Genomic DNA, 12,061 nt, shown 5'->3' with positions numbered 1-12,061 from the left:
ACAAACAGAGAAAAATCGCCATTGACCTTCCCATGGTTGGAAGCCCCACATTTGGCAACGTGAGACCAAACAAGGAGAATTCTCATGGAACTCAGAATCGAGAACATGACCTGCGGTGGCTGCGCAAAATCCGTCACCAAGGCGATCCAGTCAGTCGACCCCACCGCCAGGGTGGAGACGAATCCGGAGGCGCGGGCGGTCAAGGTTGAGACGACTGCTAGTGCGGGGGCTATTCAGCAGGTTCTCGAAGAAGCCGGCTATCCTGCAACTGTAAACTGACCAGGAGCTGTGTCATGAACAAGCTCACCCCGATCTTCATTGCCGGCGCGTTCGTCATTGCTGGCGGACTCGCCTACGCACAGTCTCAGATGGACGAGCAAGGCCAAGGAGCGACCATGAATCACGGCGAACATGCCGGACACGGCGCCACCGCGCCTTCGGATAACCCTGTCATTCGCGCCTACCAGCAAGTCAACGACAAGATGCATGCCGATATGGCGATCGAGTTTACGGGCGATGCGGATGAGGATTTCATGCGCGGCATGATCCCCCATCACCAGGGCGCCATCGACATGGCTCGTGTCGTTCTCGAACACGGATCAGACCCCGAGGTGCGAGCACTTGCTGAGGAGGTCATCTCCGCCCAGGAGGCGGAAATCGCGCAGATGCAGGAATGGCTGGCCAAGCGCAGCCAATGAGACGGTGAAGGGCGGATCAATTCCGCCCTTTTCCTTTGCCGGTCATCAGCACGAGGACGGTTGCCACCGCGAAGGCGACAAGCGCCCCATCGGTGCGCCTTCGGTCAAGGCAAACGGCTCGCGTGGACGCTGAACCACGTCTGGAACCCTGTTTCGAAAATGGTGATGCGTCCGCGGGCCTCGACCAGGGATAACAGCGTATCGGCCAGATCCCTGACCGCAAGCAACCCGACCCGAAGCTCTCCAACTGCGGCGATCAGATTCTCGGCTCTGATCTTCATGTCCATCTCCTTCGTTTGGCCCTCCAAGATGAGGGTTCCAACCATTGGAAGGTCAACCCCACTGATGATCGCGACAATGGTGCAAAGCAGACAGAAAGCGCCGGCGAGATTTTTTGATCGGAGGGAACCAAGATGGCTCTCGAACCTTAAATATACCCATACGGGGTATTTTACGGCCATGTGCCAGAAGGACAACAAAGCCCTCCGCGCGAGGCTCAAGCGAATCGAAGGACAGGTGCGAGGGGTCAGCCAGATGGTGGCCGATGACCGTTACTGCATCGATATCCTGCATCAGATCCACGCCATCAAGGCGGCGCTGGCCAAGGTCGAGACCGAAATCCTCAAGACCCACGCCGCTTGCTGTGTCGAGGAAGCGATAGCGGCAGGTGATGCGGACGCGCAACGCCGCAAATTCAGCGAGTTGGTCGAGGTGTTCGCAAAAGCAAAACTCTGAAATCGAAGGACTGACGACATGGCCACTTCCACCGCAAAACGCGCCGACCTGCACAGGATGGTGACCCACGAACATACCTGTCCCTACGGTCTCAAATCGCTCGACCTCCTGAAACGGCAGGGCTACGAGGTCAACGATCATGAGCTGACGTCGCGCGCCGAGATCGATGCTTTCAAGAAAACGCACGGCGTCGACACCACACCGCAGACCTTTATCGGCGGCAATCGCATCGGCGGCTACGACGATCTTCTCGCCTTCTTCGGCAAGGAGGTAAAGGACAAGGACGCCACCACCTATACGCCGGTGATCGCGTTGTTCGCGATGGCTGCGTTGATGGCGCTAGCGACGAGTTGGGCCGCGTTCGGTACCCTTGCGACCGTTGCGGCGGCAGAATGGTTCATTGCCATCGCCATGTGTCTGCTCGCCCTGCAGAAGCTCAAGGACGTGGAAAGCTTCGCTACCATGTTCCTCAACTACGATCTGTTCGCCCAGCGCTGGGTGCGCTACTCCTACGTCTATCCGTTCGCCGAAGCGCTGGCGGGCATCCTGATGATGGCCGGCGCGCTGATGTGGCTGTCGATCCCCGTTGCCCTCTTCATCGGCACTGTCGGAGCCGTATCGGTCTTCAAGGCGGTCTATATCGACAAGCGCGAACTCAAATGCGCCTGCGTTGGCGGTGACAGCAACGTTCCGCTCGGCTTCGTCTCGCTGACGGAGAACCTGATGATGGTCGGAATGGCGATCTGGATGCTACTCAAGCCCATGGGCATCGGTCTCGGACATTAAGCGAAAACCAAGGAGCCACGAGATGACCCAATCGTCCCATAATGGCAAGCACGAACACGCCGATCACGGCGAAGGACGTCCCTACCTGATGTTCTGGATCAACATGGCGCTCGGCCTGATCGTCATGTACGTCGTCATGTTCTCGATGATCGACGGATTTCAAGATTTCCGAAACAATCTCAACATGTTCTACATGGCCGTGACCATGTGGGCGCCGATGGGCATCTTCATGCTGGCAACGATGCCCGGCATGTTTCCGCGAAAAGGGCTCAATATCACCCTCTACGCCGTCTTCCTCGTCTTGACGATCGCCTCATTCGCAGCCACACGAAGCCAAACCCTGATCGGTGACGGGCAGTTCATCGATTCGATGATCCCGCACCACTCGGGCGCGATCCTCATGTGCCGGGAAGCAGACCTGCGCGATGCTGAATTGCTGACGCTTTGCGAAGAAATCATCGCAGCCCAGCGCAGCGAGATCGAGCAGATGGAGACAATTAAGGCTCGTCTCGATCAAAGGCCCTAAGACCTGTTGCCTTGCCCAATAGCGTCCGAGAGTGGCAGGCTCAATGAGGATTGCATGACAAAACATCATGAGGATGGTCGCAGCTTCGTCACGGTCGTCAGCAAAAGCCAGCCGTGCCGGACCTGCGGCGGCTATTCGAGACCTTGAATGCCGCTCACGAGGGCTTCTCTTGAGATCTCGCCCATGTGTACCGATTGCAGCGTCCCGTCGCTCTTGAGGAACAACGTAGCCGGCAGGCCCGGTACCTCGTAATGACGACCGAACTCACCGAGTCCGTCGAGCACCACATGCTCAAGCTCAAGATTCTCGGCTGTGAGGTAGCGCTGAATGATCTCCTGGCCTTCACCTTGGTTGACGAAGACAAGTTCGGCAGCGTCCGTATTTGCGGCAACGTCCGCCATCATCGGCATTTCACGGCGGCAGGGCGGGCACCACGTCGCCCACAGGTTGATGACCACAGGTTGACCTTCGAGTTCACTTGGATTGAACCGTTCTCCGGCCAGCGTGCGGTAGATGTCTCCGGTCGGCAGCGGTGTCGCCGGCACGCCGGCGCTGAGCTGCAGTACGAAGAACGCGACATAGGCCGCAGCGGCGCTCGGCAGGGCCGTCCACAATGTGAGCCGCAATTCGCGCCGGAAGCGAAAGAACGTGTAGGCGAACGCCAGCGCAATGCCGGCTTCGATCATGAAGCCGCCCTGCCACATGTAGAATACGCGCAGCGGCTCGGCGAGGAAACTGCTCGCGTGCTGGATGACGTGCCCGACGCGCGCGCCGACCACGAAAGCGACGGTCGCGCCCCAGGCCCAGGACGAAAAGCGCTGATCGACCTTGCGGGCGAGGATCTCGCTCAGCAGGAGAAAGGCGGCGATGGCGAGGATCGCGGCGAAGCGGTCGGGTGCGAAGACGAAAGGCCCGATGGCGACTGCGTTCATCTCACTGCCTCGCCTGAGAGACCGATGTCAGCAACGTATCGGTTGTCACATCGCCGATGAGGCGGGAGCCGTTTGCCTCCGAGGCATTTCGGTTGAAGAAGATCATGGTCGGTGGGCCGACCACAGCAAGATCGCGCATCAGACCCTGACTGGCCTCATCCAGTCCGGTCAGATCCACCTTGACACGCTGGAAGTCGTTCAGTGCGGCAACGATTTCCGTGCTCGAAAAGACGTCGCGTTCGATCGTCTTGCAGATGACGCACCAGTCGGCCGTGAAATAGACCAATGTCGGACGTCCGTTGGCAGAGGCAATCGCTTGCTCGACCTGCGGCGTCGAGTTTGCCTCGATGAATGTCATCTCGGACTGGGCGATCTGCTGGCCCGAACCGGTCATGACGAAGTGGGCGAGCGGACGTAGCGGGTCGGTCCCGCCCGACGCCGCCCCGATCGCCAGGATGACGCCGCCGAGGGAAACCCCAAGTCCGGCGGCTTTGCGGAAACGTGGCCAGGCACCCGCATCGGCCAGGAGCCGATCAGCGACGCCGATGAAGACCGCAACAATCAAGAGGAGGCCCGCCCAAAGCGCCAGCGTCACTTGCGGCGGCAGGATTCGGGAGACCATCCAGATCGCCGCGCCGAGAAAGACGAAGCCGAACGCGTATTTGACCTGCACCATCCACGCCCCCGCACGCGGCAGAGCGCGGCTCCCCATCGTGCCAAAGGCGATCAGCGGAATGCCTTGGCCGAGCCCGAGGGCAAACAGCGCACTCGCGCCGATCCAGGCATCGCCCGTATGTGCGATATAGAGAAGTGCCGCGGCGAGCGGCGCGGTGACGCAGGGACCGACGATCAGCGCGGAAAGGAAGCCCATTCCGGCGGCTCCGCCCACCGAGCCGCGCGTGCCGGCCTGTACCCCTGCCATCCGGCTGACCCAGGTGGTCGGCAGTTGCAGTTCGAACAGGCCGAACATCGCCGTCGCCAGCACGACGAACAGCGCTGCGACGGCGCCAATGGCGTAGGGCGATTGCAGCACCATCTGGAGGTTTTGGCCGGACCACGCGGCAACCACGCCAAGCAGGCCAAACGCTGCGGCCATTGCCAGCACATAGGCCAAAGACAGGATGAAGCCGCGCCGGGCCGTCAATGCCTCGCCCTCGCGCGCCAGGGTCGCGCTCAGGATCGGATACATGGGCAGCACGCAGGGCGTGAAGGCGAGCAACAGCCCGAAGGCGAGGAAACTCACGATCACCCAGATCGCACCGCCGCTGGCGAGAAGCGAGCCGACCATGCCGCCGTCCTGCGTGTCCTCAGCCAGGCTGAAGCCGCCGTTTCCCGTCCCTCCGGCAGGGGCGGCCGGAGTTGGACCTATGCCAAAGCCGACAACGGGTTCGGAAACCTGAAGGTTTGCCGTGTTGACCGTCAGGGTCAGCGGCGGATAGCAGATCGAATCCTTCTTGCAGCCCTGATAGGTGACTGCGACCTGCCCGGGCGCTTCAGTGCCGAGACGTGCCACCGCTTCAAGATAATAGACCTCCGAAGGACCGAAGTTGGCATCCTCTGTCTCCACGACGCCCGGTCCAGTCGACAGCGGGATCGGCTCGCCGGTCGCGGCATCCTTCGCTTCCAGATGATCGCGATAGAGGTAATAGCCTTCCTCGATTTCCCACCGGAGTTGGATCTGCTGATCCGCATTCCGCTCAACCGAGAAACGGAAGGCTTCCTCGGCTTGCAGGAGATCCTCCTGTTGCGCCGCGGCGGGCAGCGACAGGAAGACGAAGAACAGGCCAGCAAGGAGGCGGAGTATGGGCATTGAGGACATGAAATTACTCGGATGATCGCGATCGGGATGCATCAAGACGCTTCGCGAGCGTCTGCGACAACCTGGCGGAAGCCGTCCTCGTCGAGGGCGGAGGCGACGAGAAACCGACCGATCAGAAACACGGGCGTGCCACGCAGACCGAGCCCCTCGGCCTGCGCGTTATTGCGCTGAAGCAAGGCGGTGATCTCGGCGTCGCGGCGGTTGGCTTCGGTCTCGAGACCCGCCGTGTCGAAGCCGGCACCTTCCAATGCCTGTCGCATCTGCTCTTCTGGCACCCGCGACCCTTCGATACCCATCAACGCCAGATAGGCTTCCTCGTAGCGGTTCTGATACCCGGCCGCCAACGCCAGCTTTGCGCCATAGACCGAAGACTGCGCGAGGATCGGCCAGTCCTTGTAGACGTGACGCACATTGCCGTCCGATTCCAGCACCGTATTCAGCGGCTCGACGGTGCGCTTGCAGAAAGGACAGTTATAGTCAAAGAACGAGACGATCGTCAGGTCGCCGTTCGGGTTGCCGCCGACCGGCGCCTCCGGGTCGTTCAGGATCATCTCGGCTGACATGTCGTCGGCACGCACGGGCATGGCAAAGCCGGCGGCAGCGAGCGCCGCCAGGCCCGAGAGCAAGGTCCGCCGACTCAATGCACCGCGGAACGGCGGCCTACCCATAGCGAAAGGATGAGGTCTACGTGTGCAGAGGCGCCGATCGTGCATGGTCTCAAAGCTCCAGATCATGGATATTGAAGCGAGCGCACTCTCCCGAGCTTAAGACAGTCTTAAGGACCGCATTGAGCCGAAGATGCGACGGCAGTTTATCCTGACTCCGGACTATCGGGTGAACGGCCGCAACCGCCGCATGAGATCGCGCCTGCTGAACGGTCCGACCGAACGGGTGCCGTTGTATTCCTGTCCGGTGGCTGCATCCACGACGAAGAATGTCGGCGGGCCGCTCGCTCGAAGGTGGGAGAGGAGCTGGCGGTTTCCCTCGTCCATCGCCGTGACGTCCACCTTGACGAGAGGGACAGCCTCAAGGTGTTGCAGCACAGCAGGGTGGGCGAGGATTTCCCGCTCAATGCGGTGGCACACCGCGCACCAATCCGCACGGATGTCGATGAGCGCGAAGCTATGTGTTCGTGCGATCTGCTCCAGTCTCTCCCGGTAGGAAGCGACGTCCGTGACCATTGCAGCCGGATTGGCGGCGGCCATCCCGCTGGGAGTCGCCAACAATCCTACCGGCACCACCAGGCCCCCGAGCAGAAGCTCGCGGCGGGTCCATTGGTCATTCTTGCGTCGAGCATCAGCATCGATGCCGCATCCAACACCTTCCGCGGACGCTACGGCGTTGTTTCTTAAAAGTCGCGTCCGCATCCTCGTCTCCTTCACAGGACCGGCGGCAAAGCGGGCGTTCCTTAAGGCCCGCTTAAGGGCGGAAAAGTGCTCCTCGCCTGCGACGCAAGCCCGCGTTTCCAACAAAGTGCCCCCACCCAATCGAAAACCTGTTCGGCCGGATCACTTGAGCCGCAGGCCGGCGCCTGAAGTCCCCGCCGCTTCGCTATCTTCGGCCGCGCTTACCTTAAGCTGCTCTTAAGATGGGCATCGTGCTGTGCGGCCTGATTGATCGCAAAGCAGAGAGCGTACGAAACGTGAGCAAGCTACCGACACCCGCAATCGCGCGACGCGCTTTCCTCATTGGCGCCAGCGCAATGACTCTCGCCGGATGCGTTTCCACGAGGCAAACACCGCAAGTCGCGCAGCCGGTCTCGATGCCTCCTCCGCCGCCGACGCCCCCGATGTACTACGCACTGCCGAACGAGCGCTTCCCGATCCCGGAAGTCGACGTTTCCAAGGTCGATCCGAAATGGTGGCGGACGGAAGTCGACTATCCAACCGATGAACGAGCCGGAATCGTCATCGTCGATACGCCAAACCGTTACCTCTACCACGTTCAGCCTCACGGCCGCGCAACCCGATACGGTGTGGGTGTCGGCAGGGACGGTTTTTCGTGGGCTGGTCGAGGGCGTCATATCGCATACAAGCGGGAATGGCCGCGCTGGACACCTCCCGATGAAATGGTTGCGCGCCAACCCGAGTTAGAGCCCTACTCAATCGCCAATGGCGGCATGGACCCGGGGCTGAAAAATCCACTTGGAGCACGCGCCCTCTACATTCATGAAGGAAACCGGGACACGATCTATCGCATCCACGGAAACCCGGAATTCTGGACCATCGGCCAGGCCGTTTCATCAGGATGCATCCGGATGATCAATCAGGATGTCATCCACCTCGCCGACAACGTTCGCGACGGGAGCCCGCTGGTTGTGATAGCAGATCCGGCTATGGGGCATCTTTTGGTGGGATAGCTTCGTCGCGCGGCGAGAAGATCACTCCCTGCGTTGGCGCATCCTGCTGGCACTCCATCTTCTTGAAGATGAGTTGGCTGCGCCCCGCACCATGTATGTGCAACGGGTCACGCGGCGTTCGCCATCACCGCTTGCAGCCCTCCGCAATCGCGATTCTGAAGTCGTAGGTGCCAACCACTCCGCCCGAGCGCCAGTTCGACGATCGCGAGACCGAGACCGCTGCCGACCGGTACTTTGTTGCGGCCGCGAAAGAAGCGTTCGGTGACGCGGGCCAACTCCTCCTCGGGGATACCGGGACCATCATCCTCGATGATCATCTGGCCCTCTTCGGCGGGGCCGGCCACACGACACCTGACGACGCCTCCGGGCGGCGAATGGTTCACAGCGTTCTCCATCAGATTCCGGGCAGCAAGAGCGAACAGATCCGGCTCGATGTCCAGCTCGATGCGGTCAAGATCAGGGGAAACCTCGACCGCAACGCCCCTGGTCGGATCTGCTAATTCGTCCGCGAGCGCTCTCAGTATACTCCCGGGCCATACCTTCCCACTACGCTCGCCCTGGTCGAGCGCCTCAACCGCCGACATATCCAGCAATTGCCGAACGAGCCGGCCGGTGCGGTCTACGCCAACCATGATCTGACGCAATGCCTGCTCGCGGATCGTGCCATCGCCGCTTGCAAGCGCGACCTGCGCCTGCGTCTTGAGGCCGGCCAACGGCGTGCGCAGTTCGTGGGCGGCAAAGGCGGTGAAGTTGCGCTCGCGTTCCCGAAGCCCGGCCACGCGTGCAAACAATCCGTTGAGCGACTGCAAGACCGGCGCAATCTCCTTCGCGGTCTGCACGTCCTCGATCGGGCTGAGGTCGGAGGCGGGTCGTGCTTCCAGGTCGCCTGCGATCTTCCTTAGCGGCTCAAGGCCGCGCCTGACGCTGAGCCAGATCAGGACAGCAAGAACCGGCAACATCAGCAGGACCGGCAGGAGAAGACCGCGGATGACGTCGTTCACCAACCCGTTACGGATACTCAGATTGTCGCCGACCAGAACGCGAACACCGCGCTCGGTATTGGTGATTGCATAAACCCGCCACCGCTCACCATTTATCACGGTTTCGGAGATCCCGTCGGTGTGCTCCGACATTGCTTGATCGGGCGCCGCATCCGATCGCCCGATCAATGTCCCCTGCAGCGACCAGATCTGGCACGAAAGCTGGCGGTCATAGGCGCTGTGGCCGCGCACCGGCAGATCGGACGTGATCGTTTGCGTCGGATCGATGGCGATCTCCTGGCTGACGATCAATGAGGAAACCATCCGGCCGGCTTCCATCAGCCGCGCGTCGAGAACCCGTTCCACCTCCGCGCGCGTGGAAAGGAAAATCCAGACGACCGCCGACAGCCAGACGAGACCGGTGGTCAGGGCGAGGATCAGGAACAGCCGTTTGGAGATCGACGGCATCACGGTTCGTCTCCGAGGCGATAGCCGATCCCACGGACGGTCTGGATCATGCCCGGTCCCAGCTTGCCGCGAAGATGATGGATGTGGACCTCGACAGCATTGCTCTCGACCTCCTCCTGCCAGCCGTAAAGCTTCTCCTCGATCTGGCTCCGCGACAGGATCCGGCCGGGATGGATCATGAGGGCATGCAAAATCGAGTATTCGCGCCGCGACAGGCGGATGGGTTCGCCTTGGTGTTCGACATTCTGGTTTGCAGGATCGAGCCGCAGGCCGCGCCATTCGATAAGCGCCTGCGGCCGGCCAGCGGCACGGCGGACGAGCGCGCGCAGCCGCGCCGCGACCTCGTCGAGGTCGAACGGCTTGCCGAGATAGTCGTCGGCCCCCGCATCCAGTCCGTGAATCCGGTCGGCGACCTGATCACGCGCAGTCAGGAGGAGGACGGGCGTGGCGTCCTGCCGTTCCCGCAGGGATTTCAGCACGTCGAGGCCGGAACCGTCGGGAAGCATCAGGTCAAGCACCAGCGCATCGAACTCATGGTTCGTGAGAGCTGCGCCGGCTTCTTCGCAGGTTTTGACCGCATCGGCGGTGAAGCCGCCAATCGAAAGGCCCACCGTCAATCCGTCTCTGAGGACGGCATCATCTTCGACTATCAGCACGCGCATGGTTATCACCCGAGGTTCCAGGTCGCATTTCTATACGAGGCTTAAGGCAGCCTTAAGGATCGAACTTGAGCGCGCTCGATATCGTTCGGGGATTGGGCGCCTGTGATGTACCTCATCTTACCTGAGCCAAGAGTCGGACGTCTTCGAGACTTGGAATCGCGCCGGCAAAAACGCCGTTCTCGCCCTGATCCTTATGGGCATCTCCAGCCCAGCGCCGAAACAAAACGCTGGCATGGCGGCAGTGTACCCGTCATTCCGGCCCTCCTGTCCATCGGGCTGTTGCTGGTCGCGGTGAAGGAACTCGCCCGGCCTGAAACGATACGCGGGTCCACTTGTCTGCCCGAGCCAGTTGGGCAATGCGCATTGGAGACGGACTCGAATCAGTTCGGCTCGCCGAGGCATCGTCCGGCTGGTGTTCAGGCGATCATCCCGTCCTGCCTGCTCAGGCGTCATTCGTGTTGACCAGGTGTTGGCCAAGCCCAAAAAGGGAAGGGCCACCCGAAGATGGCCCTTACTCAATCCTTTGATTTCCTTTAGAAATCTGAAGAGAGCGAAGGGATTCGAACCCTTGACTCCAACCTTGGCAAGGTTGCTATGCGGCGGCCCGAAACAGCAAGTTATGATGGGTGCGCCCTCCCGCAACCATCTTTACCGGCGTCGATCGCAAGTTATGATCGACGCCGGCCCCCGCAACCAAATTCCCACGAAAATACATAAATCTCTCGATCATATCCGATGTTCGTATCTTTGCGAGCTGGCTCCGGCTTCTCGCAGAAGACCGTTCGACCTAATATCGATGCACGGAAGCGAGTTCTATACGCACGCACCGCAGCGCGCTCATAACCCCAAGGGTGGGCAGCAAAAAGAAACGATCCAGCGTAACAATCCCCCGACAACGCAACCAGGCACCAGCCAAAAACCAAATCAAAACCCGCCGCAACGCGGGCTTTTTTTGACCAAAGCAGCCTAGGCAGCTGCAAAACCTCCCCGTCCCAACCATAACGACAAACTGATCTGCTTAAGCTATCAAACAGCCTCGTTATCAAAGGAAGACAATCGTGAACCTCGATCGCTCCGCGCTGGCTGATCTCAACATATTCGTGACAATCGTACGCCGCAAAAGCATGAAAATGGCTGCAATCGAGCTCGGCGTAACAACCTCAGCTATCAGTCATCGTATGAAAAAACTGGAGGCGGACTTGGGCGTGCGATTGCTCAACCGTACCAGCCGCTCCCTCACGCCGACTGAAGCCGGTGCGGCACTCGCGACACAACTTGAAAGCGGACTGCGGACGATAGGGGAGGCCTTGGAAGCTCTGACCAGTCAGCGCGACTTTCCATCGGGGCGCATAAGGCTCAACGCGCTGCGCGATGCTGCACGACTGATCATCGCGCCCATCTTACCGCGCTATACGCAAACCTATCCCGATATGCATCTCGACATCACTATAGATGACCAGATGGTTGATATCGTCGCTGAGGGCTTCGATGCGGGGATCCGTTATGGTGATCGGGTGCCGCAGGATATGATTGGCGTTGCGCTGACCGGTCCCTTGCAATGGATTGTGGTCGGATCTCCGGCATTGATATCAAGGGCAGGGTGCCCCGAAACGCCGGACGATCTGCTCCGCTTGCCGTGTATAGAGACGAGGCTCGGGGACAATTCCCGATATGCATGGGAATTGGGGAACGGTGCTTCCTTGCGCCGGGTCGATGTGAAAGGACCGATTTGCGCCAATGAAACCGAACAGGCTGTGGAAGCCGCTTTGGGCGGGATCGGCTTTGCCTATTGTCTGGAGCCATTGGTCAAGAACTACCTGGACGCAGGTGCACTTGAAGCCGTGCTACCGGACTGGGCTTCGGAAGGTCCGCCCCTGACCATGTATTATCCGAGCAGACGACAGGTTCCATCTGGTTTGCGACGGCTGATTGATCTCATCCGCGAAAATCAGGGCCTCGCGAAATTGGTGGTCGCTGAGGAAGTCGGATCACGTTAAGAGCCGTTGTTGATTATTCGTCATTCTTTCGTTGAGTAACACTCAGCAGATTAGCATTGCCTCGGCTCCCCTTCGGGATCAAATATGCGTCACACCTGT

General features: G+C 60.4%; 14 protein-coding genes and 1 tRNA gene. 7 read left to right on the top strand and 8 right to left on the bottom strand.

Translation table 11 applies throughout. From position 1 onward, the window contains the following. The first annotated feature begins 84 nt into the window (after positions 1-84). Together CES86_RS08100 and copM are read left to right on the top strand one after the other, a co-directional pair. On the top strand, positions 85-279 hold the full coding sequence (locus CES86_RS08100; RefSeq protein ID WP_012092684.1) for a heavy-metal-associated domain-containing protein: 195 nt from the start codon (positions 85-87) through the stop codon (positions 277-279). Positions 280-293: 14 nt separating this feature from the next. Continuing rightward, a complete protein-coding gene (gene copM, locus CES86_RS08095; RefSeq protein WP_012092685.1) occupies positions 294-698 on the top strand; it encodes a CopM family metallochaperone in 405 nt (134 codons plus the stop codon). Positions 699-802: 104 nt separating this feature from the next. On the opposite strand, the gene CES86_RS27475 is transcribed toward copM, so the two are convergent. Continuing rightward, on the bottom strand, positions 803-979 hold the full coding sequence (locus CES86_RS27475) for a hypothetical protein (RefSeq protein ID WP_156122387.1): 177 nt from the start codon (positions 977-979) through the stop codon (positions 803-805). 178 nt (positions 980-1,157) lie between these two features. Between CES86_RS27475 and CES86_RS08085 the strand changes: the two genes are divergently transcribed. The 3 genes from CES86_RS08085 to CES86_RS08075 are packed head-to-tail and all read left to right on the top strand — an operon-like array spanning position 1,158 to position 2,745. Continuing rightward, positions 1,158-1,433: a metal-sensitive transcriptional regulator gene (locus CES86_RS08085; protein ID WP_028034411.1), complete on the top strand. Its 276-nt coding sequence runs from the start codon at positions 1,158-1,160 to the stop codon at positions 1,431-1,433. 18 nt (positions 1,434-1,451) lie between these two features. Continuing rightward, positions 1,452-2,219 carry a glutaredoxin family protein gene (locus CES86_RS08080; RefSeq protein ID WP_012092687.1) on the top strand — a complete coding sequence of 256 codons (768 nt, stop codon included), beginning with the start codon at positions 1,452-1,454 and terminating at the stop codon, positions 2,217-2,219. A 22-nt stretch (positions 2,220-2,241) separates the two neighbouring features. Then, on the top strand, positions 2,242-2,745 hold the full coding sequence (locus CES86_RS08075) for a DUF305 domain-containing protein (RefSeq protein WP_012092688.1): 504 nt from the start codon (positions 2,242-2,244) through the stop codon (positions 2,743-2,745). 131 nt (positions 2,746-2,876) lie between these two features. Here the strand turns inward: CES86_RS08075 and CES86_RS08070 are convergent, their stop codons facing one another. From CES86_RS08070 to CES86_RS08055, 4 genes are all read right to left on the bottom strand, one after another. Next, a complete protein-coding gene (locus tag CES86_RS08070; RefSeq protein WP_012092689.1) occupies positions 2,877-3,677 on the bottom strand; it encodes a TlpA disulfide reductase family protein in 801 nt (266 codons plus the stop codon). 1 nt (position 3,678) lies between these two features. After that, positions 3,679-5,496: a protein-disulfide reductase DsbD gene (gene dsbD, locus CES86_RS08065; protein WP_034658536.1), complete on the bottom strand. Its 1,818-nt coding sequence runs from the start codon at positions 5,494-5,496 to the stop codon at positions 3,679-3,681. A 32-nt stretch (positions 5,497-5,528) separates the two neighbouring features. Next, the gene (locus CES86_RS08060) at positions 5,529-6,137 is read right to left on the bottom strand and encodes a DsbA family protein (RefSeq protein WP_037092232.1); all 609 of its coding nucleotides are present in this window, start codon (positions 6,135-6,137) and stop codon (positions 5,529-5,531) included. A gap of 186 nt (positions 6,138-6,323) precedes the next feature. After that, complete coding sequence (locus tag CES86_RS08055) at positions 6,324-6,863, bottom strand: thioredoxin family protein (RefSeq protein WP_012092692.1); 540 nt, start codon at positions 6,861-6,863, stop codon at positions 6,324-6,326. Positions 6,864-7,198: 335 nt separating this feature from the next. Between CES86_RS08055 and CES86_RS08050 the strand changes: the two genes are divergently transcribed. Next, on the top strand, positions 7,199-7,855 hold the full coding sequence (locus CES86_RS08050; protein WP_109707754.1) for a L,D-transpeptidase: 657 nt from the start codon (positions 7,199-7,201) through the stop codon (positions 7,853-7,855). Between the two features lie 107 nt (positions 7,856-7,962). Here CES86_RS08050 and CES86_RS08045 read toward each other — a convergent pair whose 3' ends face one another. From CES86_RS08045 to CES86_RS27470, 3 genes are all read right to left on the bottom strand, one after another. Continuing rightward, positions 7,963-9,303, bottom strand: a complete 1,341-nt coding sequence (locus CES86_RS08045; RefSeq protein WP_012092694.1) for an ATP-binding protein — start codon at positions 9,301-9,303, stop codon at positions 7,963-7,965. Beyond that, on the bottom strand, positions 9,303-9,965 hold the full coding sequence (locus CES86_RS08040; RefSeq protein ID WP_012092695.1) for a response regulator: 663 nt from the start codon (positions 9,963-9,965) through the stop codon (positions 9,303-9,305). Before CES86_RS08040 ends, CES86_RS08045 begins: the two co-directional genes overlap by 1 nt. A gap of 545 nt (positions 9,966-10,510) precedes the next feature. Continuing rightward, positions 10,511-10,601 (bottom strand) — tRNA-OTHER (locus CES86_RS27470). Between the two features lie 422 nt (positions 10,602-11,023). Here CES86_RS27470 and CES86_RS08030 point away from each other — a divergent pair. Continuing rightward, on the top strand, positions 11,024-11,962 hold the full coding sequence (locus tag CES86_RS08030; protein ID WP_094514150.1) for a LysR family transcriptional regulator: 939 nt from the start codon (positions 11,024-11,026) through the stop codon (positions 11,960-11,962). Positions 11,963-12,061 lie beyond the last annotated feature (99 nt).

Source organism: Brucella lupini (assembly GCF_002252535.1).
Classification (GTDB): Bacteria; Pseudomonadota; Alphaproteobacteria; order Rhizobiales; family Rhizobiaceae; genus Brucella; species Brucella anthropi.
This window is presented reverse-complemented; position numbering and strand designations above follow the sequence as displayed.